Origin of the sequence: Bradyrhizobium sp. URHA0013, assembly GCF_000518345.1 — a bacterium.
In the GTDB taxonomy this organism is placed as follows: Bacteria; Pseudomonadota; Alphaproteobacteria; order Rhizobiales; family Xanthobacteraceae; genus Bradyrhizobium.
This window is the reverse complement of record NZ_KI912426.1, coordinates 1,263,774-1,288,452: the sequence shown is the minus strand read 5'-3', so window position 1 is coordinate 1,288,452 and position 24,679 is coordinate 1,263,774. Positions and strand designations below refer to the sequence as shown.

The window sequence follows — 24,679 nt, the reverse complement described above, 5'->3', positions numbered from 1 at the left end:
GACGGGAGAGTCATCTCTCGCGCAGGGGCAAGGCCATGAATCTCTCGAAATTCTTCATCGATCGTCCGATTTTCGCCGGCGTGCTGTCGGTCCTGATCTTTCTCGCGGGCCTGATCTCGCTGTTCGCGATGCCGATCTCGGAATATCCCGACGTCGTGCCGCCCTCGGTGGTGGTGCGCGCAACCTATCCCGGCGCCAATCCGAAGGTGATTGCGGAAACGGTGGCGACGCCGATCGAGGAGCAGATCAACGGCGTCGAGAACATGCTCTACATGTCGAGCCAGGCGACCACCGACGGCGCGATGACGCTGACGGTGACGTTCCGGCTCGGCACCGATCCTGACAAGGCGACGCAGCTGGTGCAGAACCGCGTGCAGCAGGCCGAGCCGCGCCTGCCCGCCGTGGTGCGGCAGCTCGGCATCATCACCAAGAAGTCCTCGCCCGACCTCACCATGGTCGTGCATCTGCTGTCGCCAAACAATCGCTACGACATGACGTATTTGCGCAACTACGCCGTGCTCAACGTCAAGGACCGGCTGGCGCGGATCGACGGCGTCGGCGACGTTCAACTCTATGGCGCCGGCGACTATTCGATGCGGGTGTGGGTCGATCCGCAGAAGGCAGCCGAGCACGGCCTCACCGCAAGCGACATCGTCAAGTCGATCCAGGCGCAGAACGTCGAGGCCGCCGCCGGCGTGGTCGGCTCGTCCCCGAACGTCAAGGGCATCGACCTGCAACTGTCCGTCAACGCCGAGGGACGGCTTGCGAACGAGGAGCAGTTCGGCGACATCGTGGTCAAGACCGGCACGCGTGGCGAGGTGGTGCGGCTGCGCGACGTCGCACGCATCGAGCTCGGCGCCTCGCAATACGGCCTGCGTTCGCTGCTCGACAACAAGCAGGCGGTTGCGATCCCGATCTTCCAGGCGCCCGGCTCCAATGCGCTCGAGATTTCCGACCACGTTCGGGCCACCATGGCCGAGATCAAGAAGAACATGCCGGAAGGCGTGTCCTACCAGATCGTCTACGACCCGACCCAATTCGTCCGCTCGTCGATCGAGGCCGTGATCCACACGCTGCTGGAGGCGATCGCGCTGGTGGTGCTGGTGGTGATCCTGTTCCTCCAGACCTGGCGCGCCTCGATCATTCCGCTGCTGGCAGTGCCCGTGTCGATCGTCGGCACCTTCGCGGTGATGCACGTCTTCGGCTTCTCCATCAACGCGCTCAGCCTGTTCGGCCTGGTGCTTGCGATCGGCATCGTGGTCGACGACGCCATCGTCGTGGTCGAGAACGTCGAGCGCAACATCGAGGGCGGGCTGTCGCCGCGCGATGCGACCTACCAGGCGATGCGCGAGGTGTCGGGGCCGATCATCGCGATCGCCATGGTTCTGATCGCCGTGTTCGTGCCGCTCGCCTTCATCTCCGGCCTCACCGGGCAATTCTACAAACAGTTCGCGCTGACGATCGCGATCTCGACCGTGATCTCGGCCGTCAACTCGCTGACGCTGTCGCCGGCGTTGTCGGCCCTGCTGCTCAAGGGACACAACGAGCCGAAAGACCGGCTGACCAACATCATGGAAAAGGGCCTCGGCTGGTTCTTCCGCGGCTTCAACAAGGTGTTCACACGCTCGTCGGAGAATTACAGCGGCACCGTCACCAAGGTGATCTCGGGCAAGGCGGCCGTCATGGGCCTCTATGTGGTCCTGGTCGGCCTCACCGCCTTCCTGTTCCAGCAGGTCCCGAGCGGCTTCGTGCCGGGTCAGGACAAGCAGTATCTGGTCGGGTTCTCACGACTGCCTGATGGCGCAACGCTGGACCGCACCGAAGACGTCATCCGCAAGATGAGCGACATCGCGCTGACCCAGCCCGGTGTCGAGAGCTCGGTTGCATTCCCGGGCCTGTCGATCTCGGGCTTCACCAACTCCTCCAACGCCGGCATCGTGTTCTCGACGCTGAAGCCGTTCGACGAGCGCAAGGGCCCCGCGCTGAGCGGCAATGCAATCGCGGCTGACCTCAACAAGAAATACGCGGGGATTCAGGAGGCCTTCATCGCCATGTTCCCGCCGCCGCCGGTCAACGGTCTCGGCACCATCGGCGGCTTCAAGCTGCAGATCGAGGATCGCGCCGGCCTCGGCTATGAGGCGCTGAACCAGGCGACGAATGCGTTCATGGCGGCGATGCAGAAGGCACCGGAGATCGCGGGCGTGTTCTCGAGCTTCCAGGTCAACGTGCCCCAGCTCTTTGCCGACATCGACCGCACCAAGGCGCTCCAGCTCGGCGTCCCCGTGACGGAGGTGTTCAACACGCTCCAGATCTATCTCGGTTCCTACTACGTCAACGACTTCAACAAGTTTGGTCGCACCTATTCCGTTTACGTGCAGGCCGACGCGCCGTTCCGCGCGCGTGCCGACGACATCAGGCAGTTGAAGGTGCGCTCGTCCTCCGGCGACATGGTGCCGCTGTCGGCGTTGCTCACGATCCGCCAGAGCGCGGGCCCCGAGCGCGCGATCCGCTACAACGGCTTCCTGTCCTCCGACATCAACGCGGCGGCTGCGCCCGGCTTTTCCTCCGGCCAGGCACAGGAGGTCGCGACGCGGATTGCGGCGGAGACATTGCCGCCCGGCTTCGCCTTCGAATGGACCGACCTGACCTATCAGGAGTTCATCGCCGGCAATTCCGGCCTCTGGGTGTTCCCGCTGGCGATCCTGCTGGTGTTCCTGGTGCTGGCCGCACTCTATGAAAGCCTGACCTTGCCGCTCTCGATCCTCATGATCGTGCCGATGGGCCTGTTGGCTGCGATGTTCGGCGTCTGGATCTCCAAGGGCGACAACAACGTCTTCACCCAGATCGGCTTGATCGTGCTGGTGGGACTCTCGGCCAAGAACGCGATCCTGATCGTCGAATTCGCGCGCGAGCTCGAGTTCGCAGGCCGCACGCCGATCCGGGCCGCGATCGAGGCGAGCCGGCTGCGGTTACGCCCGATCCTGATGACGTCGATGGCGTTCATCATGGGCGTGCTGCCGCTGGTGCTGTCTACCGGCGCAGGCTCGGAGATGCGGCGCGCCATGGGCGTCGCCGTGTTCTCCGGCATGATCGGCGTCACCGTATTCGGCCTGTTCCTGACGCCGGTGTTTTATGTGCTGCTGCGGACCGTCACCGGCATGAAGCCGCTGACGCATCACGGCAGCGACACCAGCGCGGCGCCGGTGCAAACCATCGGGCACTAGATCAGGGAAATCCCCGACAGCAACAACAGAACGAGCACGGTCTTGCGAAAGACCGTCTCGTTGACCCTGTGGAAGGCGATCACGCCGAGCGCGGAGCCTGCGAACAGCGCCGGCAGGCTGACCGCGAGATCGACGAACACTTTTGACGACAGATCCTGATGTCCGACCAGCAGCGCGATCGCGAACAGCTGCATCGCGGCGATGAACGGCTGCACCAGGCCGCGCTGCTCGCTCTTGGGCATGCCGCGCATGTCGCACCAGATCGTCGGGATCGCGCCGGGCATCGCGGTCAGCCCGCCCACCAGCCCTCCCCCGAACCCGATCAAGGCAACCCAATGCCGCCCGACCGCCTCGCCGGCCGTCACCAACGTCGGCCGGAGCAACATGTAGGCCGCATAGAGTGCAACGATGATGCCGAAGCCGCGCCGGAGCAGATGCGTATCGGTGCTCTGGAGCAGCGATACCGCGATGGGAACGCCGATCAATCCACCGACGATCAGCAGCAGGCTGCCTTCCCAGCGGATATTGCGTCGAAGCGCCCACAGATTGGTGGCCTGCACGCCGATGCTGCACGCCATCATCAGCGGCACGGCTTCGAGCGGCTGAAACACCCGGAGCAGGATGGCGCCCGCCACCGCCGAGAAGGCAAATCCCGAGAGCCCGGAGACGAAGGCACCGGCGAACACGGCAACGCTGAGCAGCATCAGAGTCGTGACATCAGGCACAATCCGCCCTCCGGTCAATCGTAGGGAATTTGCGAGACAGGGACCTCGGCGCTCTCCGTGCAAGCGGCCGGCTCGAGTGGAGCCGACGGATGCATCGCGTAAGCGTGAGATCGCTCCACCATCGCGAGGCCGACCAGTTGGAGCGTGACGAGCGCCGCGGTCAGCGCGATCGCGACGAAGTTGACGTTACGCACGTTCGAATTTGGGGTGTTCGGCGGCGCGCTCGCACCCATCAGATCCGTGGGCATTTTCTGCAATATCCTCTTCGTTGCTGACCGGAATGATTTCATTCAAACGCAATGTTTCGTGCGGCTGCACCAGCAGATGGCGATAGCGTTGCAACACGCGCTGCGCGTCGATTTCACGCTGCGCGCGGAGTACCGCGCCTATGCGGGCGACGATATCGCGGAACCTGCCTGTCAGAACTGGTGACGCCGTTCGCATGACAATCTCCTCTCAACCTGTTCGAGAGGTTGACGGGATCCACTTCCGTCTGCAGTGAATTGCTTCACACAAATGCCCGATACGTCGAACAACAGACCGTGTGATGTTCAGTAGAATAGAGCGCGGAAAATCGCGTCATTCGATCGAACGACGCGCGATAACTTTCTAATGATGTTTCTGATTGAACCTATTGCGAGCTGCAGCGACTCGCCTGCGTTTTTGAACGCGTCTCAGTGCACGAGCGGATTGGAGAATCCAGCTGCCAGCTTGACGAGATCGGCTTGACGAGAAACGCCGGTCTTGGCGAACACCCGATGCAAATGCGTCTTCACCGTCGTCTCCGCGATGCCGAGCGCAACCGCGGTCTCCGGCACGCCGCCGACATCGACGATCGACTGTAAGACCCTCAGTTCCGCAGGCGTGAGTTCGAAGGTGCGATCAATGAGACCGGCACACGAGCGGCCGTCGAGTTCCGCTTTCCAGATGAACAAGGCTCCGACGGCCGAACTGCGCTCGGCCGTCCCCTCGCGCAGCAATGATGGCAGCGCGATGATTTGCGCGACGTAGTAGGAACCGTCACGCGACGTCAGCGGAATTTTCCGACCCGAAGATGCCGCCAAAGCGACTTCGCTTGTGTCGCGGAAAATATCGCGCAACGCCGAACTTACGGTGGAGGAGCTTGCCACCAACCGGCCCGAGACAGACCGCAGGACGTCATCGACGGCCAGGATTGTCTCCGCGGCCGGATTGCTGTGGACGATATGACAGGCCGAATCGAGCAGGATGACACCCGCATTCAACTGGTCCACGACGTCAGCGAGCGCGATCGCGCGCTGCTGCTTCCGTTCGATCGCCCGGTTGATCAGCAACGCCCGGCTCGCATGCGGAACCAGGAACTGCATCCGCGCCCGTTGCTCGGCGTCGAGCATCCCCCTGCCCGGAATCACCGTCATCAGCATCGGACAGGGCGACTTCGACTGCTCCAGCACCACATTGGCGACGTCGACGCAGCCCTGGGGGCGCAGCCATTCCTGGTAGAAGCGGCCGCGGCGATATTCGTCGAAATCCACGAGATCGGGAATGTTGCGCACCTCGCCATAGTGCGGAAGCCGAGCAAGTGGGTCGTACCGGGAATAGGTCTCCGCATAGAGCTGAATGTAGTGCGGATCGACCCCGCAGTAATAATGCGTCGCGCCTGATTTGCTGACCGGGTCCTTCGAAATCAGACCACAGGCCTGGCTGCCGATGAAGGCATTGAGTTTGACAACGACCTCGCTCCACAACTCTGGGTGGAGACCCGCGTCATAGATAGTCTCGATCAACTCGGACGGCTTTGGAGGTCGGGGCATTGGAAGAGCCAATGGTGACACATGGAGATGGCGACATGTTCTTCATGCCTGGCGGCTTCCGTGAGTCTTTCGCGGGAGCGAAAGGTTCAATCGTGATGGCAAAATCAACGGTCTAGTTGACGAGCGGATTGGAGAATCCTGCAGCAAGCTTGACAAGATCAGCCTGACGCGAGACGCCCGTCTTGGCGAACACGCGATGCAGATGCGTCTTCGCCGTCGTTTCCGCGATACCGAGCGCGACCGCCGTCTCCGGGACGCCGCCAACCTCGACGATCGACAGGAACACGCGCAGCTCGGCCGGTGTAAGGTCGAATGTCCGCGCGATCAATTCGCCGTAGGACTGTCCGCCGGGCGATACCTTGCGCAGCAGCAGCGCACCGACGGCATCGACCACCCGCTCGCTGCGGTCCCGCAGGACGGACGACAGCGGCAGGATGTGCGCGACGTAGCGCTCGCCCGAAGGCGAAAGCAGCGAAAACGCATGCCCCTGTGTGGCAGGCAGGGTTATTTCATTGCGGGTCGCGAACGCTTCCCGCAGCGTCTGATTGGCCTCCGCACTGCTGGTCACCAATTGCCCGGCAACGGATCGAACCAGATCGTCGGCCGCAAGCAGATCGTGCCCCGCGGAATTCGCGTGCACCACCCGGCAGAAACCATCGAGCAGGAAGATACCACAGGCAAGATTGTCCAGGACCTCCGCCAACGCCGTCGCCAGCGACAGTTGCGAGGTCATGGCGCGGTTGATCAGCAACGCGCGGCTGGCGTGCGGGACGACCAGCGAGAGGCGGTGCTTCATTACCGGATCCACCATCCGGCGGCCCGACAGCACCGTCATCATCACCGGGCAGTTCGGATTCGAATTCTCGAGCACGACGTTGGCCGCATCGCTGCAACCCTGCGGCCGCATCCATTCCTGGTAAAAGCGTCCTCGCCGATATTCATCGAAATTGACGAGATCCGGGATGCTGACGATCTGGCCATGCGGCGGCAGGACCGTCAGCGGATCGAACTTCGAATGCGTCTCGGAATAGAGCCGGATGTAGTGCGGGTCCGCCCCGCAATAATAGTGCGTCACGCCGAATTTGCTGATCGAGTCCTTGGAAAACAGCCCGCAGGCCTGGCCGCCGACGAAGTCGCGGATGCCGGTGACGACGTTATTCCACAGCGAGGGATCGAGCCCGGCATCGTAGATGGCCTCGACCAATTCGGGCAGTTTCCGTGGTCCGTGCATGGCTATAAATGGCATGGGTGATCAATATCACCAAGCATACCACAACCACAGCATGCGCCATCCTCCGATCGGAGGACGCCGGCCCGGCGGATGGAGCCCGGCTGGAACGAACGGATATCCGTTTCGGGCCCTACTGATGCGGAGTTGCGATACCGCACCGGGACGCTCACGCCTCGTCCCAGCCGACCTTCTCCACATTCTCCGACCAGACCGCGGCGCGATAGATCTCGCGCCCGTCGGTGTCTCTGACCCGGATGCAGGCATCGCGGCCGCGTAAATCGTCGCGCCAGACGAACAGGTGGCTTGCCATCTCGTTGGCCACCACGAATGTCGCTTCGGGGCATTCGAACACCATGCCACCCGGATCGATCTTCACGATATTGCCGAGCATAAGATCAAAGAAAAAACGGCGCATGCAACACAACACTCCAACTGCGGGCGGCGCACGCCCGTGCCGTCTCCAATCGGCATTTGACCTGACATTCAATCGCGCGCGGTCACGACATCTCGCGGCTCCTGACGTCACTGGGCGTGGCGCCATAAGTCCGCCGGAAGCAGCGGTTGAAATAGGAGAGATCGCCGAAACCGACATCGTAGGCGATCGAGCTGACCGTCCGCTCGGCGTATCCAGGTTCACGCAACATGCGATGCGCACGCTTGACGCGTTGCTCGATCAGGAAGGACGAGAACGTCTTGCCGTCGGCCTCGAACAGGCGCTGGAGATAACGCGGCGTCACGCCGAGCTCCTGAGCGACCGTGGCAACGGAGAGATCCTGCCGCCAGCAATTGTTGGCGATGGAGACTTTGGCCTTCTGCAGCCGCGCCGCCTTGACGCCGCGCCGCCCGGCCAGCTCCCGCGGCTCGTTGGTGGCACCGAGGACGATTGCCAGAAGATCGTGCAGATGCCCGACCCCGAGCTTGCGCAAATTGGGCATCGCGAACGCATTCTCCCGCACCAGCGTCACTGCGTAATCGACCAGCAACCGAAGTCCCGTCGAGCTCTCCGGCATCACGCGCATCACGGCGTCATCGACATCCACGATCATCGGCGCCAGCACGCGTCTCGGCACTCGTAACGAGAAGCAGCTACCCAGGGACAATCGCTCGAACGTCGTGACGTCCTCCGCGCTGGTCAGGACGGCCTCTCCCGCACGAAGGCTCAGATCGTGTCCCCGCTCGGATATCCCAAGCACGCCAGATCGATTCACGATCAGGGCCAGACTGTCGTCGCCGTCGGCAACCAGGTGCTTGGTGCGAATGACCCGCGCTCCGCACAATCCTCCCATCAGCAATTGGGCTTCCGGCAAGACGTGGGACGTGAAGCTCGCCGCGAACGGCTTTCCTTCCCTCACCTCGACCTCCGCCTTTAACACCCCGCGGCAGTAGAAATCGCGAAGCAGCGGGATACGCTCGTTTTCGGGAATTTCGTTCGTTGAAACATTGATAACGGAAAAATCAAATTGGCTCACTGCAATCCTCCAACCGACGAGCAGGTCCGGCCGTGCGCTGTCGTTTCCTCACACTCGCGTTTGACGCCGTCGTGGCATCTCTTCGCGGCGCTTGCTGCTCTTCACTTTTCTGGATCGCGATATACGAAAGTATCAAATGACTCGCGTCCTGCATTCGGAGGACACGGGAGCTCGGCTCATCACAATGGATTGAGATTGCCGCACATACCGGCAAGCCATGTGAAATGGATCACACGGCCTCGCCACTGCCGTTCGTTCGACGCGCGAATGGAACAGCAAAGCCGGTGGCGATCTTGACCAGGTCGGCCTGCCTGCCGGCGCCGGTCTTCTCGAACAGGCGGCCGAGATGCGTCTTCACCGTCGTTTCGGCGATGCCGAGCTTTGCAGCGATGTCGGGAACGCCGCCAATCTCGATAATGGCCATCAATACGCGCAGTTCGGACGGTGTCAGCCTGAAGGCCGCAGCGATCGCATCGGCTGCGAGCCATGTCGCCGCCGAGGCCTTCTGCACGAACAGCACCGTGGCTGCGGCATCTCGTGATGGAGTGCGATCGCGCTTCAAGGGAAAAGCGTGGAGCAGATAGTGCTGCCCATCCACCGACGTCGCAAGCTCGATCTGGCGGCGGGCAGCGGAACGAGTTTCGCTGCCTGGATCGATTTCGCACAGGCCGCGGAATATTTTGTCGGTCTGGGTGTTGCGGGCCACGATCCGGTCGCCGACCATTGCGAGCAGGCTGGCATCTGCGAACAGCCCGCGGCATGCTGCGTTGGCATGTACGACCCGGCCATCTGCGTCGAGCAGGCAGATCGCCGTGCTCAGCCCATCCAAGACATCGGCAAGGTCGTCCACGGTATGAGCACGCGCCCTGATCTGCCGGCCCATGGCTCTGGAGCGTTGGAGGTGCGGAGCAAGCAGCCGCATGCGCTCTCGCATCGGCTCGTCAACGAGTCCGCGCGACCGGTGGCGCAACACCTGCAGGATCGTGGTGCGCGTCTCCGACTTCTCGAGGGCAACGGTGGCAAGGTCTATCGCTCCTTGCGGTTCCACCCACTCGCGATAGAAGCTTGTTGCCAGGAAATCCGCCTGAGACATGATGTCGGCGACGCCGATCGTCTGTTCCGCCGCGAACGTGAGATGACGATCGAGCAGAGGGTCGAGCTCCACATATCGGTCGCGATAAAGCTGGCGGAAGCGGGGTTCGCTGCCAAAATGCTCATGGATCTCGATCGAGAGCCTGGCTCTGTCCCTGGACAGGATGGTCACGGCACATCCGCCGACGAAATGCGCAACCTGTTCCAGCACCCCGTTGCGCAGCGCGGGATCGACCGCCGCGTCGTAGATCTCGCCGACGAGGGACGAGAATCGATTTGCGTGGAGGATTGTCATCGGCCGGACGACGCAATCCGCGTATGGCTCGCACGCGCGAGAGAGATCGCGATCCGGACACTGGCGGAGGAGACGGGCCAGTCAATCGCCCCATTCCAAGCCGAGAAAACGTTGCAACGAAATGCTGGAATATCGAACATCGTCCTTGCGTAACGTCAACCGCAGGATGCGGCTTGGACGTTTTCGCCAAAGACTAGGATTAAAGCGAACAGCGCGCGGACTGTGTGCGATGAGTCACGCGTGGGATGTGTCAGGCGCCGTTCGCGCTGCAGAACCCTGTCGCCACCGATCCCGCCGGCCTCGCATCCGGCTCCGGCAATCTACTTGCGATTCTCCTCGCAAAACTTCAGCGCCGCCAGCGCTTCACCGGCACGCGGCACCTGCATCTCGATGCTGTCGTCGTCATCGTCCTCGAAATCGAGCGAGAGACGCTTCGCCTTGGACAGCCGGTCCATCATGGACTGATCGTATTCGAAGATGCCGCGAACGGTGGTCTTGTCCATGACCTCCCACTTGGCCTTCTTCATGATATCGGCGTCATCGGTCCCGACATCGGCCCGGAGGATCTCGCCCACCTTGTCCCACTCCCAGCCGTCATAGATCATGACGATGACGATAGCCTTCGCGGAATAGGTGATGACGATGACGTAGTCCCGGTTCTCGTCTTCCTTGTCCTTGTAGCCGCGGCTCGCATTGCAATGTGCGTCTTGCGTACGCTTTTCGATGGTCCAGTCGCCGACCTTGGATTGTTGCGCCTGCACCGGTCTTGCGGTCAAAGCGACGGCGCTCAAGGCGCCGGCCAGCAGCCCGGCGGCGAGAAGAGATCGTTTCATGTCAGCCTCCAGCGTGTTCCCCGGACCGAGATGACCACCTCTGCCGGTGACCCGCAAGGGCTTCAGGGGGTGCGTAGGGCGCCGACCCTGCCCTACTCCCGCCGCGGCACGATCGCGATCGGGGTGAAGGTGTAAACCTCCTCGCCGTTCTGGTTGAACATCGTCCATTTCACCAGCGCGATGCCCTGCGGCTTCGACTTCGACGGCGTCAGGCTCATGACCTCCCCGACCAGATGCAGACGGTCACCGGGCCGTACCGGGATGGTCCAGCGCAGACCGTCGACGCCGGCACCGATCAGCGGATGCGGGCCGAAGGGGCGGGTCTGGATCGCGAGGCTCATGGCAATCGCGGCGGTGTGCCATCCCGAGGCAGCGAGACCCCCGAACAGGGTCTGCTTGGCGGCTTCGTGGTCGAGATGCATCGGCTGCGGATCGAACTCGGCCGCGAACCGCTTGATGTCGGCCTCGGTGACGTGAACTTCGGGGGATTTGAACTGCATTCCAATGGTGAGATCGTCGAACCACTCGACCTGCGCCATGATTTTGCCTCGCCATGCGATGTGCCGCCTCGCGGCTAATGGGATTGAGCAAGAGCGGGATGTAGCGGCTCCGCAGCGCACAAACCAGCCCGGGTTCCCCAAGAAACCCGTTTCCAGATGCGACGAAACACGCCTGAAACAGATGGTCGGTTATCTGGTTGTCAAAATCATACAGGGACGGCCACCATGCAATTCTTCCTCGACCTGATCTGGGATTATTCCTGCTGTCAGCACCTCGTCGCCCTGCCGCCGCAGGAGGGTGAGCTATGATCGAGCTGATCTCGGCCTTGCTTGCGCTTTGCAGCGTCGGCGTTTTTGCAGCGCACGCGGTGGATGCCTATCGCACCACACATTACTGATAGCCTCGCACTGATAGCCTTGCTCTGGGCTGATAGCCTTGCCCTAGAACGGCCGCCGGTAGAAGTGCTCCGAATGTGTTGCCGGCGGAAACCTGTTGGCGAGCGCGAGAGCTCCCCTCTCGTCGGTTTCGAGCGCGATCTTCTGTGCGAGCATGACGTCGCCGGGGACGAGAAAGCCTGACGGGACGAAGCACCACCCCATCGTCGCGTTTCTGGCCGCGTCGATCTCATGGACATTGGCGGCGGTGCCATAGTGGATGCGATAGGTCTTGCCGGTATCGCAGCCGACGACATCGAAATGCCGGTACTGCTCAAATTGGACGCGCTGCGCCGGCGACAGCCATTCGGCCAAGAGCCGGCGGCCGCGGGCATCCGGCGTGTTCTCGCCGAAGAAGCGCCGATAGAGTTCGCGTAGCGCATGCAGACGCGCACGCGCCGGCGCGCGGAGCCAGACCGCCGCGATCATGAGCAGCTCAGATCAACCGCCGACCAGGCGGGGATAGAACAGCGTTTCCTGCGCGGTCGGGTCGAACGATCGGATCCGGGTGACCTCGCCAGGTCCGGTTCGCAGCGCGGCGGTGAAGCCCGCTCCGGTCAGCTCCCGAAAGCGCCGTTCGGCCCGCGCTAGCGCTTCGGCATTGCCAGGATCAAACTCGTGGCGCGTGTCGCCAGTCTGGTCCATCACGATCTGGGTTGCCATGTTGAGTCTCCTCATGCCCAGCCCTGTTCGATCAAAGCAAACCTCGTGCCGTCGGTTCCTGATGGCAACAACTTTCTCTTGTCGGCGCATCACGCCTTGCTGAGCAGGAGCGTGTTCAAGCGAAGTGGATGCCGGTTCGCACAAAGAAAACGCGCCAAGAACAAGAAGCTAGAACCCCCTTCGAAACGGGGCTCCGGTCAGCGCGAGGCGGCCGTTCCTCCGCCCTCGTCGATCTGCCGTCCCATCAGGGCGATCGCCTTCTGATAAACGCCGGCGGCATTCCAGGCTTCGATGGCGACGAAATTCGGTTCACCCGGCTGGTAACCGGCTCCTGCACGCCAGCCATGGGCCTTGAGGAAATTCGCCGTCGAGTTCAGCGCATTGGCGGCAACCTCGAGATTGCCGGTGCCATAGGCCAGGATGTTCTTGGGCATGAACTGGGTCTGGCCGACTTCGCCGTGCATCGAGCCGCGGGTTGCCCCCGACAGCGTGCCGCGATCGATCAGCTTCAGCGCCGCATAGAGCTGCTCGGTGAAGAATTCGGGACGGCGGCAGTCATAGGCGAGCGTCGCGATCGAGGAGAGCATGTTCTGGTTGCCGCGCTGGCTGCCGAATCCGGTTTCCATGCCCCAGATCGCGATCAACGGGCCCGGCGGAACGCCATAGCGCTGCTGGATCGAGGCGAACAAGGCAGCCTGCGACTGCTTGAGCTGGCGGCCCTTGGCCACAATCGTTGTGGCGCCGCGCTTGGCGAGGAACTGGTCGAGCGTTAGCGAGAAGCTGCGCTGGCCACGGTCGGCCGCGATGGTGGCACCGGCGTAATTGGTCTGCACCAGGGCCGCGAGCGCGGTCTGGCCAACGCCCTTGCCCTGCGCCTCCGCGCTGAACTCGCGCTTCCAGGCCTCGAAGCCGGCCGACGAGCTGCCGCATTGCGCGGCGTGGGCGGCGGGCGCCAGGCAGCTGAGCAGCGTCATCGCCCCAAAAACCGCCGCAGCTACAGTTCTGCCCCTAATCATGTCCGATGTCCTCTCTCTGGCGCGATCCGATGCCCGAGCTTACCCGGACGAAGGCGCCGACTCCATGGCATGATCATACGACAGTTCCAGTCCAACCAAATTGCCCTCCTTGCGCCACTTGTCGAGCAGCCGCAGGAATGCCACCGGCCCGCGCCAATACTGGCTGTTTCTCGCCGCGATCGGATCGAACACGCCTTCATTGTTGTAGTAGCCGGGCGTGCATTCGGCGAGATAGGTCTGGCGACCGAGCGCGGCTTTGACCACCTCCTCGACCCAGGCGTTTTCGGCCGCCAGCGTCGGCTCGAGGGTTCGCGCCTTGCGCTTGCGCGCTTCGGCGATCACGTAGGCGATGTGCTGCGACTGCTCGTCGATGATGTGCGGGAAGTTGGCGCTCTGGCCGGCCTGCACCATGACGATCAGGAAGCAGTTCGGGAAGCCGCGGCTGTAGAAGCCATGCATCGTCTTGACGCCGTCGCGCCAGCGCTCGGACAGGCTGACGCCGTCACGGCCGTAGACCTCAAAGCCCATGCGACGGGCGTAATCGGTACCGACTTCGAAACCGCTGGCATAGATCAGGCAGTCAAGTTCGTAGGCGTGGCCGTCGACCACGACGGCATTCTCGGTGATGCGATCGACGCCCTGTCCCCTGGTGTCGACGAGATGCACGTTGGGGCGATTAAAGGTGTCGAGGTATTCGTCGTGGAAACACGGCCGTTTGCAGAAGGCCTTGTACCAGGGCTTTAACGCCGAAGCCGTCGCCTCGTCCTTGACGATCGCATCGACGCGCGCCCGGATCTCCTCCATCTTGCGATAATCGGCCTGCTCGATGACCTTGAGCGCCTCCTCGATCGAGGTCACCGGCTGGGATTGGCGGCGCGGTGCCAGCAGTATCTCGCCGAGCAGGCCGGTCCAGCCGTCCTGCACCAGATCCTGTTCGAATGGTTCGCCCGAGATCACGGCGGTGAAATTGTCCATGCGTTCGCGCTGCCAACCGGGCCTGAGCCGCTGCGCCCAGCTCTGATCCGTCGGGCGGTCGTCCCGCACGCCGATCGCCGACGGCGTACGTTGGAAAACGTAGAGCTCCTTGGCCGAGCGGCCGAGATGCGGCACGCATTGCACGGCGGTGGCGCCGGTTCCGATGATCCCGACGCGCTTGTCGCCAAGACCACTAAGATCACCTTCGGCCGTGCCCCCGGTGTAGGCGTAATCCCAGCGGCTGGTGTGGAAGCTGTGTCCCTTGAAGCTTTCGATACCGGGAATGCCGGGCAGCTTCGGACGGCTCAGCGGGCCTCCAGCAAGGATGACGAAGCGCGCGCGGATGCAATCACCGCGATCGGTCTTGACCAGCCAAATTGCCTCCTGCTCTTGCCATTCCATGCGCGTGATGACGGTCTGAAACAGCGCGCGCTCATAGAGATCGAAGTGACGGCCAATGCGGCGCGAATGCTCGTAGATCTCGGGTGCTCGTGCATATTTGCGAACGGGCATGTACCCGGTCTCTTCCAGCAACGGCAAGTAGATGTAGCTCTCGGTATCGCAGGCCGCGCCAGGGTAGCGATTCCAGTACCAGGTACCGCCGAAATCGGCGGCCTTTTCCACGACCCGGAAATCATCGATGCCGGCTTCGCGCAGTCGTGCGCCGCACAGAAGGCCGCCGAAGCCGCCGCCGACGATGAGCACCTCGGTCTGTTCGCTGACAGCCTCGCGCGCGAATCCGGAATTGGCCCAGGGATCGTCGAGATAGCGCCCGAACTCGCCGGTCACCTCGACATATTGCGCCTTGCCCTCGGTGCGCAGGCGCCGATCGCGCTCGTCGCGATAGCGCGCACGGAGTGCGTCAATGTCGAGTGTAGATTCGCCGGCTGCGCCGGTCTTGTGTCTTTGCGCTGACATCCGTTTCCTCCCCGGCGGATACTGCTTCGCCGGCAGCTCGCATCAGTTAGCCCTGAAAAAGTGACGCATGCAATCACGTCCCTCGCTTTTTGGCGTGAACGTCGGCTGGCGTTCCGCTAACCTCAAACGCACATCACAAGCGTACGTCATGCAACGACATGGCGGTCCGGAGGAGACGATGCAGGGATTGATGATGGACATGCCGCTCCTGATCAGCGGCCTGATCCAGTATGCCGCCGATTATCACGGCGAGGCCGAGGTCGTCGCCCGCGAGATCGAAGGCGACATCCATCGCTACACCTATGCCGACGCCCATCCGCGCATCAAGCGCATGGCGTTGGCGCTCAAGAGGCTCGGCATGATGCCCGGTGACCGCGTCGGCACGCTGGCCTGGAATACACACCGGCATTTCGAGATGTTCTACGCCGCGCCGGGCATGGGCTATGTGCTGCACACCATCAACCCGCGGCTGTTCCCCGAGCAGCTCGTCTACATCGTCAATCACGCCGACGACCGGCTGCTGTTCATCGACCGTGCCACGCTGCCGATCGTGGAGGCGATCGCGCCGCAGCTCACATCGATCGAAGCCTATGTCGTGATGTGCTCGCGCGAGCGGATGCCGCAGACCAAGCTTGCCAACGTGCATTGCTACGAGGAGCTGCTGGAGAACGAGAACGACGCCGGCTTCGCCTGGCCGGAGTTCGACGAAAAATCGGCATCCACCATCTGCTACACCTCCGGCACGACGGGCAATCCAAAGGGCGTGATCTATTCGCACCGCGCCGCGATCCTGCAGACCATGGTCTCCTGCAATTTCGACTTCCTGCCCGGGCACCTGGAAGGCGTGCGCGAGGTGATGATGCCGATGGCGCCGCTGTTCCACGGCAACGGCTGGAACATGCCGTTCACCGCGCCCTATACCGGCTCGAAGCTGGTGCTGCCCGGCCGCAATTACGAGCCCGACAAGCTCTACGAGCTGCTCGAAGGCGAGAAGGTGACGCTGTCGGCGGGCGTGCCGAGCTTCTGGCTGATCCTGCTCGACTGGCTCGGACGCACCGGCAACAGGTTCTCGACGCTTCGTGCAACCCTGTCGTCAGGCTCGGCGCCGCCGCGCGCGATGGTCGAGAAGCTCAAGCGCGAGTATGCCATTGACTACGTCCAGGCCTGGGGCATGACCGAGGCGCTCGGCTGCTCGATGCCTGGCCTGCGGCCGGGCTCCGAGCATCTCGACGACAAGGAGAAGTTCGACCGCCGCCAGGTGTCCGGCCGCGCCTGTTTCGGCACCGCCTTGCGGATCGTCGACGACGGCGGCAACGAGCTGCCGCGCGACGGCAAGAGCGTCGGCCATCTGCGCGCGCGGGGACCGTGGGTTGCGTCCGGCTACATGAAACTCGAAGAAGGCCTGGACCGCGACGGCTGGCTGATCACCGGCGACATGGCCGTGATCGACCCCCAGGGCCACGTCACGCTGACCGACCGCTCCAAGGACGTCATCAAGTCCGGCGGCGAATGGATCTCCTCGATCCAGCTCGAGGACGTCGCTCTGTCTCACCCCGATGTGCTGCAAGCCGCCGTGGTCGCGATCAATCATGAGAAATGGCAGGAGCGACCTCTGCTCCTCGTCGTCCGCAAGAAGGGCGCGACCGTCGACGGCAAGACGCTGCTCGAGCACATGCGCCCGAAGATCGCGAGCTGGTGGATGCCCGACGCCGTCGAGTTCATGGACGAGTTCCCGATGACCGGCACCGGCAAGGTGCTCAAATCAGCGTTGCGCGAGAAATTCAAAGGGTATCGCGTCGCCTGAGCCGATTGCGCCCGGCCTGTCCATCGATCAAGGAGACAAAGATGCTCTACCCGATGTCGCCCAAAGCCGTCGAACTCAAGCGCAGGCTCGAAAGTTTCATGGACCGGCACATCTATCCGAACGAGGAACGCTTTTATCGCGAGGCGGAGGAGCTGGGTCCCTGGAAAGTCTATCCGGTCGTCGAGGAGCTGAAGCCGCTGGCGCGCGCCGAAGGCCTCTGGAATCTGTTCCTGCCGGACTCCGGCCACGGTGCAGGCCTGACCAATCTTGAGTATGCCCCGCTCTGCGAGGTCATGGGCCGCTCGCATCTCGCACCCGAAGTCTTCAACTGTTCGGCGCCCGACACCGGCAACATGGAGGTGCTGGAGCGCTATGGCACGGAGAAGGACAAGGAGCGCTGGCTGAAGCCGCTGCTCGCGGGCGAAATCCGCTCCTGCTTCGCCATGACCGAGCCTGCCGTCGCCTCATCCGATGCGACCAATATCGAAAGCTCGATCGTTCGCGAGGGCGACCATTACGTCATCAACGGCCGCAAATGGTACACCACCAACGCGACCGACCCGCGCTGCAAGATCTGCATCTTCATGGGCAAGACCGATCCCGACAATGCGGACCGCCACAAGCAGCAATCCATGATCCTGGTGCCGATGGACATAGCAGGCGTCGAGGTCAAGCGTGCCCTGCCCGTGTTCGGCTTCTACGGTGTGCCCGACCGTGCCTCCGAGGTCGTCTTCACCGATGTGCGCGTGCCCAAGGAGAACATGCTGCTCGGCGAGGGTCGCGGCTTCGAGATCGCGCAGGGACGCCTCGGCCCGGGGCGTATCCACCACTGCATGCGGCTGATCGGGCTCTCCGAACGCACGCTGGAGAAGATGTGCCGGAGGGTGCGCAGCCGCGTCGCCTTCGGCAAGCCGGTCTCCGAGCAGACGGTGACGCAGGAACGCATCGCCGAAGCCCGCATCATGATCGAGCAGGCCCGGCTGCTGACGCTCAACGCCGCCTACGCGATGGATACCGTCGGCAACAAAGTGGCGAAAGCCGAGATCGCGATGATCAAGGTCGCCGTGCCCAACATGGCCTGCCAGATCATCGACTGGGCGATCCAGGCCCATGGCGGCGGCGGCACGTCGAACGATTTCGGATTGACCCAGGCCTATGCGACCGCGCGTTTGCTACGTCTCGCCGATGGCCCGGACGAGGTCCACAGGAACCAGATCGCGCGGTTCGAGCTGAAGAAATATTCGAACGCTTGAATCGGGCGATGGCAATCGCATCTACTTCAACACCTCGACCGTCGCCGAGCGTCCCGCGACCAGCGACATATTCTCAGGCACCGGATCCAGCGCGATGCGCACCGGCACGCGCTGAGCGAGGCGTACCCAGCTGAAGGTCGGGTTGACGTTGGCGAGCAGGCTCGCGCCCTCGGCTCGGTCGCGGTCCTCGATGCCGGCAGCGATGCTCTCGACATGGCCTAAAAGCGTGACCTTCTCGCCCATCAGGCGGACTTGGACTTTGTCACCGATTCGGATCCGCGCGAGTTTCGTCTCTTCGAAATAGCCTTCGACATGCAGCGTGTCGATGTCGACGAGTGCCATCACGCCCTTCCCGGCCGTCACGTAAGCGCCGGGACGCAGATCCATGTTGGTGATCACGCCGTTCACAGAGGCATGCACCTCGCTGCGATCGAGATTGAGCTGGGCGACCGCGCGGTCGGCAACGGCCTGGTCAAAGGCAGCCCTGGCCTGGAGCTGGGTGGCCAGAACCTGCTCCTGCTTCTGCTGTGACACCGCATCCGTCGTCAGCGCGCTGTAGCGCTTCAAATCGGCATTGGCCTGATCGAGTGTGGCCTGATGACCGGCCACCGACGCATCGGCTTGCCGCAGCGCCAGCGCAAAACGCTCGCGATCGATCTTGAACAGGACGTCACCGCGATGGACCTTCTGATTGTCCTTCACCAGCACTTCGGTCACGAAGCCCGACACATCGGGCGCGACCTGCACCACGTCGGCACGCACGCGGCCGTCGCGCGTCCAGGGCTGCTCCATGTAATAGACCCAGAGTTCGCGGCCGACAGCGAGCGCCGCGACGACGACGATCGCAGTCAGCAGGAGGCGACCGAGCCAGGCGAAATTCCCCTTCATGCGAGATACTCCGAGAGATAGACGACGACGCCGAGAAGGCAGACGAAGATCGCGAAATCGAACAGCGCGCGGTGCCAGACCAGCCGATAGAGATCGAAGCGCTGCATGAAGCGGCGCAGCAGAGCACTCAGGGCAAAGGCGATGATGATCCACAACAGCAGCGCCGGCACGAGCACACCGTAGATATCGATCACGTATCTCATGCCGCAACACTCTCGCCTGCACGCGGCCGATAGGCCGGCGCATCCGGAAACAGGCCGCGCCTGATGCCGACGAGGCCCACCAGGGCGTCCTCGCGCGCCGTTTCGTTGGGATCCTTCACCGCCCGGGCCAGTGCCCGATCGACGCTCGTCAGAAGCTCGGCGGGCATTCCATCGCCCGCATATTTGCGGCAGGCGATAGCGAGCTGATCGAGCATGTCGTCGATGACGGCAATGGTGGACGCCGCAAGTCCATAGCGGGCACGGCGCAGATCGATCACGTTAATTCCGATACGGAGCTGGACCAGGCTGTCGGTATCGCGCCGGTCGCTCTCCGAGAGAAAGGCGATGCGCTGTACGAGCAATCCGAGCCGGTGCAGCATGAGGCCTGCGAATTCAGCGCGATCGCCCTTGCCGCGCCGCTCGGCGGCAACAGCCAGCGTCTCCCAGTTCGACAGCACCAGGCGATTTGCGATCCACTCCGCCCCCACCCCACGCGCGATCCGTGTCACAAGCTCGGCGATGGCGACGCCGACGAAGAAGGCAACCGCGGAGTTGGCGTAGGCCGCGAAGTCCGCGCTGTAGGTCGATTGCAGCGCCAGCAGCGTTGCGGTGTTGGCCGCGAGCGCCATGCCGGTACCCGCCGTCGCCGGCCGCGCGATCAGGAAGCCGTAGAGCAAGAAGGTCGGCGCCAGCACGGCGACCAGAACCTCGAGATGGGAGATCGCGGGCACCAGCGCGAACAGGTAGATCGCGACGACGACAATGGCGACCAGTGACCACAGGCCGAAGCTGCGGATGAAGCGTGCAGGCTCGTCCTGCGCGGCAAAGAACGAGCACGCGACGGCCGCCATCATCGGCGCCGAGGCGCCGTCAGGCCAGCCGGTGCCGATCCAGAAAGCGCAGCAGATCAGGATGGCCGACGCCGCGCCGGCGGCCGACCACAGGGCAAGGCCGCGATCCCTGTGGCGCACCGGCGCGGCACCGGCTTCGGAATGGAAGTCCAGATCGAGGGACGAGACGTTCCGGTTCTCCGCAATCGCTTCCGTCAGGGCGCGGCAATCGCGCGAGAGATCGACCAGCTCGCGCAGCCGCCACAACAGGCTGGTGACGATGATCCGCTCCCAGGAGGCGCTGTCGTCGAGGATCGCCTGCTGCCCTGCGATCATGGCACGAATCCGCTCGGCGGGCTGTCGAGCGTTGACGTCGCTCGTGATCCATCCCGCGAGATCTTCCAAGAGCCGCTTCAGCTCGGGCTGCCGCCGCAATGCCTCCTCCCCCAGCGCGGCCAGTCGGTCCTCGAGCGAAGCGATCACGGGCAAAAGCATCAGCATGCGGAGCCGGATTTCGCCTAACCCGACGACGGCATTGCGGTCGGTCAGCCGGTCATAGGCAAGATGGGCCGAAAGCGTGTCGATCTCGACGATGTCGGTCGCAAGCTTGATGCGCTTGCCGCGGCGCGTTTCGTTGGTCCCGTGACGCAGCAGGACAACTTGACTCAGGCGCTGCGCGTCCGCCAGCCAGTTGTCGATGCGATTGGCAACAGCCGGCGCGACGCTACGCGGGAATACGATGGTCGAAACCAGGCTGGCGCAGATGATGCCGAGCGAGATTTCCTCGAGCCTTGCCACCGCGGTGTCGAAGATGGCGGCCGGCTCGGACACCGAAGGAAAGCCGATCAGCGCCACCGTATACCCGGCCAGCATGAAGACATAGCTGCGCGGTGTGCCGTCGAGCAGCGAAAGGTAAAGACAGAGCCCGACCCAGAGCGCGATTGCCAGGCACAGCAGCTCGGGTGCATCGATCAGGTTCGGAACGAGCGCCACCGTCATGACCGCGCCGACCAACGTGCCCATCACGCGGAAGAAAGCCTTCGAGCTGGTTGCGCCCGCCAGCGGCTGCGAAGTGATGTAGACGGTCGCCATCGCCCAATAGGGCCGCGGCAGATCCATTGCCAGCGCGATGACGAGCGCCAGGATTGACGCGGCGAACGTCTTCAAAGCGAAAATGAGGTCCGCGTGGCGGACCAGGAAGGGCTCATCTGCGCGCATGGCTATTTCGCTTTGGCGTCGGTCTTCATGGCTTGCAGGCGGCTTACCCGCGGTCCTATGCGCTGGAGAGTCGCGAAGGTGACCGCAAGTTCCTCGGAGCCGGCAAGAGCAAGCTGGCCCGCACCCGGCAGGGCCCGAGGGCGGCGCGGGTTCCCGACGGCCTGCTGACATCTCGGCGGGCCGCTTGCGCGCGCTCCCTCTGGCGGCGACAGCCCTCGCCTCAGTTCGCTACGTAGACATCTGGATCGAAGCTGGAGCTCGGCTTCTTGAAGGCGTTGCGCAAGGCGCCCGACATCGGGACGTTGTAGTTGAGCCCGCTCGGCGGCGTCGGCGATTCCAGCCACTTCTTGTAGAGGACCTCGATCTCCTGGCTGGCGTATAGCTCCGCGGTCGCGCGGTCGGCGAGCGCCTTGAAGGGCGCGTCCTCCCGCCGCAGCATGATCCCGTAAGGCTCGGGCTTCGAGAACGTCTCCTCGCTGATCATGAAGAGCTGTGGTTCCTTCGAGCGCGCGATCGCGACCGCGAGCTGCACGTCGTCGAGCGCGTAGGCCTGCGCGCGGTCGGTTTCCAGCAACAGGAAGGCTTCGGCCTGGTCCTTGGCCGGCATCACATTGATGCCGAGATTTCGCTCCGTGTTGACCTTGGCGAGCTGCGTCAGGTTGACGGAGCCGGCCACCGCCGTCACCGCTTTGCCCTTGAGATCGTCGATAGTGTTGATCTTTGCGGCTTTCTTGGCCGCAAATCGCGTTGCACTGAGGAAATGCGTGTTGGTGAAGGCGACCTGCTTCTGGCGATCGGCATTGTTGGTGGTCGCCGAGCAATGCAGGTCGAGCGTCCCGTTGACCATCAGCGGAATCCGGTTCGACGACGTCACCGCGAGCGTGTCGACGGCGATGTCCGCCATGCCGAGCTGCTTCTTCACCGCATCCACGATTCTAAGGCAGATATCCATGGCAAAGCCAACCGGCTTCTGGTTGCCGTCGAGATAGCTGAATGGGACCGAGGCCTCTTGATAGCCCAGCGTGATCTTCTTGGTCTCTTTGACCTTTTGAAGCGTACCCGACAGGTCTTCGGCGGAGGCGGCAGTTGCAAGGCATGTGAGGGCCAGGACAACAGTGGGTAAACGCATCGGGAACTCCTCGAGGAGGCTCGCGCCTCCATGCCGGGCGCAGCGATCGCACCGTTGATAGCGCAGGCGCGCAGCAGCCGCCACACGAGCTTGCATCTATCAGCTATCGCGGCTTGCGATATGGTGACCGGCCTTTTGTCCGCCTGGAGTCGAGGCGCCTCAAGCGCCAGGATGGCTGTTACTCGTCGATGCCGCGCTGGCCAGGATCCGCTCGGCGCTGTCGTTCCAGACGTCCATCTTGGTGATCTGGCCATTCCGCACCACGAAGCGGTCGACGTAGCGGTTGCCCTCGAACGCGGTCCCGTCCATCCATTCGCCGTAGAGCGTGCCGACGCTATAGACCACGGTCTCACCGTCGCCGGGGCAGACGTCGAACCGATCCATCTTCTTCTTGACCCAGCGGTAGCGCTTGGCGTTGAACCCGGTCGGGCCCCGCGGATGATCGAACTCGCGCCCGCCGGTAAAGGTGATCACCGTGCCCGGCGCCATATAGGCCGCCGCGGCGTCCGGATCGGGGATCATCGACGCCGTGAGATAGGCTTCAACGATCTCGGCGTCGGACGACGGACCGGCTTCGGCTTTTGCGGCTGCGGACATGGCTCAATCTCCCGGGCTTGCGGAATACTAACGCCACTCTCGGGGAATACGTGCATATATTTTGAACATTTCCGTCGCTACACTGCCGACAATCTGGAGCCGCCAAACGCGGCCGAATGCACTAAATTCCTTCCGCAAGAGCCATGACCGCGCAACCCGCCTTTGACCTCATCTTTCGCAACGCCCTGTTGCGCGGTGCCGCCGCCCCAATGGACATCGGCGTCACGCGCGGCCGGATCACCGCCATCGAACCGACGCTCGCCTGCGAGGCTGTCGAAGTCGATGTCGGCGGGCGCCTCGCCCTGCCCGGCTTCGTCGACAGCCACATCCATCTCGACAAGGCCTGCCTGCTCGGCCGCTGCGGGCATGATCACGGCAGCGTCTCCGAAGCGATCCGCGCCGTCGCCGGGATGAAGAAGGATTTCACGGTCGAGGACGTCTATGCGCGCGGTGCCCGGGTGCTCGAACGTGCCATCGTCCACGGCACCACGCGCATGCGAACCCATGTCGAGATCGATCCGCGCATCGGCTTGCGCGGCTTCGAGGCGGTGAAGGCGCTGAAGCGTGACTATGCCTGGGCGATCGACCTGTCGCTCTGTGTCTTTCCGCAGGAAGGCCTCACCAACGATCCCGGCAGCGAGGAGCTTCTGGTCCAGGCGCTGCGCGACGGTGGCGAGGTGATCGGCGGCTGTCCTTACACGGACACCGATCCAAACGCCCATCTCGCACGCATCTTCGACCTCGCCGAGCTGTTCGACGTGGACGTCGATCTCCATCTCGATTTCGATCTCGATCCCTCCTGGTGGCACCTCGACGAGGTCTGCCGGCAGACCGAGCGGCGCAACTACGGAGGACGCGTGGCAATCGGCCATGCGACGAAACTCTCCGCACTGCCACTGGAGCGGCTGAAGGCCGCCACCGCGCAACTGGCGAAGGCCGGCGTAGCCGTCACCGTGCTGCCGGCGACCGATCTCTATCTGATGGGGCGCGAGGCGACCCACAACGCGCCGCGCGGGCTGACGCTGGCCCACAAGCTCGCCGGCGAAGGCGTGCTGTGCTCGGTCGCGACCAACAACGTGCTCAATCCCTTCACGCCGTTCGGCGATGCCTCACTGCTGCGAATGGCGAATTTCTACGCCAACGTCGCGCATGCCTCGGTCAACGACTTCGATACCTGCCTTGATCTCGTGACCGAGCTGCCGGCGCGGCTGATGAACCTTCTGGATTACGGGATCGAGGTTGGGAATCCAGCCGATCTCGTCGTGCTCGACACGCAAGACAGCCGCTTCGCCATCGCCGAGCTGCCGGATATCGTGATGGGCTTCAAGAGCGGCCGGCAGACTTTTGCGCGTCAACGGCCCACTCTGTTCAGTCCCGGCTGATCCGCTCTCGATGCATATCTGCATTGAAGGGCGGCCTATTTCCGAGCAGCTTCCGTTCGATGTTACCGCTGATCGTTCCGCAATTCCGAATCCGGTAGATTCCCGGATAGTAGATTCTTGCTGATTCTCGATAGCTGCGCGCATTGCAAGTCCCGCGGTGCCGGTCATAGTAGGAGCGGCACTGATGTCTGCATTCAACGGGGAAG

Annotated in this window: 24 protein-coding genes; 5 read left to right on the top strand and 19 right to left on the bottom strand. The window is 63.2% G+C overall.

The features are described from left to right. Window positions 1–35 precede the first annotated feature (35 nt). The gene (locus N551_RS0126590) at window positions 36–3,224 is read left to right on the top strand and encodes an efflux RND transporter permease subunit (protein WP_027569501.1); all 3,189 of its coding nucleotides are present in this window, start codon (window positions 36–38) and stop codon (window positions 3,222–3,224) included. Here N551_RS0126590 and N551_RS0126585 read toward each other — a convergent pair. The 8 genes from N551_RS0126585 to N551_RS0126550 form a co-directional block, all read right to left on the bottom strand. Next, a complete protein-coding gene (locus N551_RS0126585) occupies window positions 3,221–3,949 on the bottom strand; it encodes a sulfite exporter TauE/SafE family protein (RefSeq protein ID WP_007592375.1) in 729 nt (242 codons plus the stop codon). The genes N551_RS0126590 and N551_RS0126585 overlap by 4 nt on opposite strands. 14 nt (window positions 3,950–3,963) lie before the next feature. Further along, window positions 3,964–4,143, bottom strand: coding sequence for a hypothetical protein (locus N551_RS37435; RefSeq protein ID WP_245287854.1), 180 nt, complete (start codon window positions 4,141–4,143; stop codon window positions 3,964–3,966). Beyond that, window positions 4,136–4,393, bottom strand: a complete 258-nt coding sequence (locus N551_RS37430; RefSeq protein WP_081747948.1) for a hypothetical protein — start codon at window positions 4,391–4,393, stop codon at window positions 4,136–4,138. The genes N551_RS37435 and N551_RS37430 overlap by 8 nt, the downstream gene beginning before the upstream one ends. 230 nt (window positions 4,394–4,623) lie before the next feature. Next, complete coding sequence (locus N551_RS0126570) at window positions 4,624–5,742, bottom strand: helix-turn-helix transcriptional regulator (protein ID WP_027569499.1); 1,119 nt, start codon at window positions 5,740–5,742, stop codon at window positions 4,624–4,626. Between the two features lie 112 nt (window positions 5,743–5,854). Further along, window positions 5,855–6,973, bottom strand: coding sequence for a helix-turn-helix transcriptional regulator (locus N551_RS0126565; RefSeq protein WP_027569498.1), 1,119 nt, complete (start codon window positions 6,971–6,973; stop codon window positions 5,855–5,857). A gap of 166 nt (window positions 6,974–7,139) precedes the next feature. Then, a complete protein-coding gene (locus N551_RS0126560) occupies window positions 7,140–7,388 on the bottom strand; it encodes a hypothetical protein (RefSeq protein WP_027569497.1) in 249 nt (82 codons plus the stop codon). An 82-nt stretch (window positions 7,389–7,470) separates the two neighbouring features. Then, the gene (locus N551_RS0126555) at window positions 7,471–8,442 is read right to left on the bottom strand and encodes an AraC family transcriptional regulator (RefSeq protein ID WP_027569496.1); all 972 of its coding nucleotides are present in this window, start codon (window positions 8,440–8,442) and stop codon (window positions 7,471–7,473) included. Window positions 8,443–8,671: 229 nt separating this feature from the next. After that, a complete protein-coding gene (locus N551_RS0126550; RefSeq protein WP_027569495.1) occupies window positions 8,672–9,829 on the bottom strand; it encodes a LuxR C-terminal-related transcriptional regulator in 1,158 nt (385 codons plus the stop codon). Here N551_RS0126550 and N551_RS39015 point away from each other — a divergent pair. Continuing rightward, window positions 9,725–9,982, top strand: coding sequence for a hypothetical protein (locus tag N551_RS39015; RefSeq protein WP_197031210.1), 258 nt, complete (start codon window positions 9,725–9,727; stop codon window positions 9,980–9,982). The two genes, N551_RS0126550 and N551_RS39015, sit on opposite strands and share 105 nt — an antisense overlap. A gap of 167 nt (window positions 9,983–10,149) precedes the next feature. Here the strand turns inward: N551_RS39015 and N551_RS0126545 are convergent, their stop codons facing one another. The 6 genes from N551_RS0126545 to N551_RS0126515 form a co-directional block, all read right to left on the bottom strand. Continuing rightward, window positions 10,150–10,662 carry a hypothetical protein gene (locus N551_RS0126545; RefSeq protein ID WP_027569494.1) on the bottom strand — a complete coding sequence of 171 codons (513 nt, stop codon included), beginning with the start codon at window positions 10,660–10,662 and terminating at the stop codon, window positions 10,150–10,152. 92 nt (window positions 10,663–10,754) lie between these two features. Further along, window positions 10,755–11,201: a MaoC family dehydratase gene (locus N551_RS0126540; RefSeq protein ID WP_027569493.1), complete on the bottom strand. Its 447-nt coding sequence runs from the start codon at window positions 11,199–11,201 to the stop codon at window positions 10,755–10,757. A gap of 402 nt (window positions 11,202–11,603) precedes the next feature. Then, window positions 11,604–12,026 carry a hypothetical protein gene (locus tag N551_RS0126530; protein ID WP_027569492.1) on the bottom strand — a complete coding sequence of 141 codons (423 nt, stop codon included), beginning with the start codon at window positions 12,024–12,026 and terminating at the stop codon, window positions 11,604–11,606. 12 nt (window positions 12,027–12,038) lie between these two features. After that, window positions 12,039–12,260, bottom strand: coding sequence for a hypothetical protein (locus N551_RS0126525; protein ID WP_007592399.1), 222 nt, complete (start codon window positions 12,258–12,260; stop codon window positions 12,039–12,041). 197 nt (window positions 12,261–12,457) lie between these two features. After that, window positions 12,458–13,276, bottom strand: a complete 819-nt coding sequence (locus N551_RS0126520) for a lytic transglycosylase domain-containing protein (protein WP_027569491.1) — start codon at window positions 13,274–13,276, stop codon at window positions 12,458–12,460. Between the two features lie 39 nt (window positions 13,277–13,315). After that, window positions 13,316–15,169: an NAD(P)/FAD-dependent oxidoreductase gene (locus N551_RS0126515; protein ID WP_027569490.1), complete on the bottom strand. Its 1,854-nt coding sequence runs from the start codon at window positions 15,167–15,169 to the stop codon at window positions 13,316–13,318. Window positions 15,170–15,347: 178 nt separating this feature from the next. Here N551_RS0126515 and N551_RS0126510 point away from each other — a divergent pair, with 178 nt between their 5' ends. Both N551_RS0126510 and N551_RS0126505 read left to right on the top strand, forming a co-directional pair. Continuing rightward, the gene (locus tag N551_RS0126510; RefSeq protein ID WP_027569489.1) at window positions 15,348–16,973 is read left to right on the top strand and encodes a long-chain fatty acid--CoA ligase; all 1,626 of its coding nucleotides are present in this window, start codon (window positions 15,348–15,350) and stop codon (window positions 16,971–16,973) included. A gap of 41 nt (window positions 16,974–17,014) precedes the next feature. Next, window positions 17,015–18,226, top strand: coding sequence for an acyl-CoA dehydrogenase family protein (locus N551_RS0126505; protein WP_027569488.1), 1,212 nt, complete (start codon window positions 17,015–17,017; stop codon window positions 18,224–18,226). A gap of 21 nt (window positions 18,227–18,247) precedes the next feature. Here the strand turns inward: N551_RS0126505 and N551_RS0126500 are convergent, their stop codons facing one another. From N551_RS0126500 to N551_RS36285, 5 genes are all read right to left on the bottom strand, one after another. Next, window positions 18,248–19,114, bottom strand: a complete 867-nt coding sequence (locus N551_RS0126500; RefSeq protein ID WP_027569487.1) for an HlyD family secretion protein — start codon at window positions 19,112–19,114, stop codon at window positions 18,248–18,250. Next, window positions 19,111–19,317, bottom strand: coding sequence for a DUF1656 domain-containing protein (locus tag N551_RS0126495; RefSeq protein WP_027569486.1), 207 nt, complete (start codon window positions 19,315–19,317; stop codon window positions 19,111–19,113). The genes N551_RS0126500 and N551_RS0126495 overlap by 4 nt, the downstream gene beginning before the upstream one ends. Continuing rightward, entirely contained in the window at window positions 19,314–21,365 is a 2,052-nt protein-coding gene (locus N551_RS0126490; RefSeq protein ID WP_027569485.1) for an FUSC family protein, read from the bottom strand. The genes N551_RS0126495 and N551_RS0126490 overlap by 4 nt, the downstream gene beginning before the upstream one ends. A 220-nt stretch (window positions 21,366–21,585) precedes the next feature. After that, window positions 21,586–22,494 carry an amino acid ABC transporter substrate-binding protein gene (locus N551_RS0126485; RefSeq protein WP_027569484.1) on the bottom strand — a complete coding sequence of 303 codons (909 nt, stop codon included), beginning with the start codon at window positions 22,492–22,494 and terminating at the stop codon, window positions 21,586–21,588. 159 nt (window positions 22,495–22,653) lie between these two features. Then, a complete protein-coding gene (locus tag N551_RS36285) occupies window positions 22,654–23,091 on the bottom strand; it encodes a nuclear transport factor 2 family protein (RefSeq protein ID WP_035962429.1) in 438 nt (145 codons plus the stop codon). Window positions 23,092–23,234: 143 nt separating this feature from the next. Here N551_RS36285 and N551_RS0126475 point away from each other — a divergent pair, with 143 nt between their 5' ends. After that, window positions 23,235–24,473, top strand: a complete 1,239-nt coding sequence (locus tag N551_RS0126475) for an amidohydrolase family protein (RefSeq protein ID WP_027569483.1) — start codon at window positions 23,235–23,237, stop codon at window positions 24,471–24,473. Window positions 24,474–24,679: the final 206 nt, after the last annotated feature.

Excerpts from the sequence above, each read along its gene's own strand:
- N551_RS0126590 (WP_027569501.1), top strand. The coding sequence starts at position 36 with ATGAATCTCTCGAAATTCTTCATCGATCGTCCGATTTTCGCCGGCGTG.
- N551_RS37430 (WP_081747948.1), bottom strand. The coding sequence starts at position 4,393 with ATGCGAACGGCGTCACCAGTTCTGACAGGCAGGTTCCGCGATATCGTC.
- N551_RS0126570 (WP_027569499.1), bottom strand. The coding sequence starts at position 5,742 with ATGCCCCGACCTCCAAAGCCGTCCGAGTTGATCGAGACTATCTATGAC.
- N551_RS0126565 (WP_027569498.1), bottom strand. The coding sequence starts at position 6,973 with ATGCACGGACCACGGAAACTGCCCGAATTGGTCGAGGCCATCTACGAT.
- N551_RS0126560 (WP_027569497.1), bottom strand. The coding sequence starts at position 7,388 with ATGCGCCGTTTTTTCTTTGATCTTATGCTCGGCAATATCGTGAAGATC.
- N551_RS39015 (WP_197031210.1), top strand. The coding sequence starts at position 9,725 with ATGCGCAACCTGTTCCAGCACCCCGTTGCGCAGCGCGGGATCGACCGC.
- N551_RS0126550 (WP_027569495.1), bottom strand. The coding sequence starts at position 9,829 with ATGACAATCCTCCACGCAAATCGATTCTCGTCCCTCGTCGGCGAGATC.
- N551_RS0126545 (WP_027569494.1), bottom strand. The coding sequence starts at position 10,662 with ATGAAACGATCTCTTCTCGCCGCCGGGCTGCTGGCCGGCGCCTTGAGC.
- N551_RS0126540 (WP_027569493.1), bottom strand. The coding sequence starts at position 11,201 with ATGGCGCAGGTCGAGTGGTTCGACGATCTCACCATTGGAATGCAGTTC.
- N551_RS0126530 (WP_027569492.1), bottom strand. The coding sequence starts at position 12,026 with ATGATCGCGGCGGTCTGGCTCCGCGCGCCGGCGCGTGCGCGTCTGCAT.
- N551_RS0126525 (WP_007592399.1), bottom strand. The coding sequence starts at position 12,260 with ATGGCAACCCAGATCGTGATGGACCAGACTGGCGACACGCGCCACGAG.
- N551_RS0126520 (WP_027569491.1), bottom strand. The coding sequence starts at position 13,276 with ATGATTAGGGGCAGAACTGTAGCTGCGGCGGTTTTTGGGGCGATGACG.
- N551_RS0126515 (WP_027569490.1), bottom strand. The coding sequence starts at position 15,169 with ATGTCAGCGCAAAGACACAAGACCGGCGCAGCCGGCGAATCTACACTC.
- N551_RS0126510 (WP_027569489.1), top strand. The coding sequence starts at position 15,348 with ATGCAGGGATTGATGATGGACATGCCGCTCCTGATCAGCGGCCTGATC.
- N551_RS0126505 (WP_027569488.1), top strand. The coding sequence starts at position 17,015 with ATGCTCTACCCGATGTCGCCCAAAGCCGTCGAACTCAAGCGCAGGCTC.
- N551_RS0126500 (WP_027569487.1), bottom strand. The coding sequence starts at position 19,114 with ATGAAGGGGAATTTCGCCTGGCTCGGTCGCCTCCTGCTGACTGCGATC.
- N551_RS0126495 (WP_027569486.1), bottom strand. The coding sequence starts at position 19,317 with ATGAGATACGTGATCGATATCTACGGTGTGCTCGTGCCGGCGCTGCTG.
- N551_RS0126490 (WP_027569485.1), bottom strand. The coding sequence starts at position 21,365 with ATGCGCGCAGATGAGCCCTTCCTGGTCCGCCACGCGGACCTCATTTTC.
- N551_RS0126485 (WP_027569484.1), bottom strand. The coding sequence starts at position 22,494 with ATGCGTTTACCCACTGTTGTCCTGGCCCTCACATGCCTTGCAACTGCC.
- N551_RS36285 (WP_035962429.1), bottom strand. The coding sequence starts at position 23,091 with ATGTCCGCAGCCGCAAAAGCCGAAGCCGGTCCGTCGTCCGACGCCGAG.
- N551_RS0126475 (WP_027569483.1), top strand. The coding sequence starts at position 23,235 with ATGACCGCGCAACCCGCCTTTGACCTCATCTTTCGCAACGCCCTGTTG.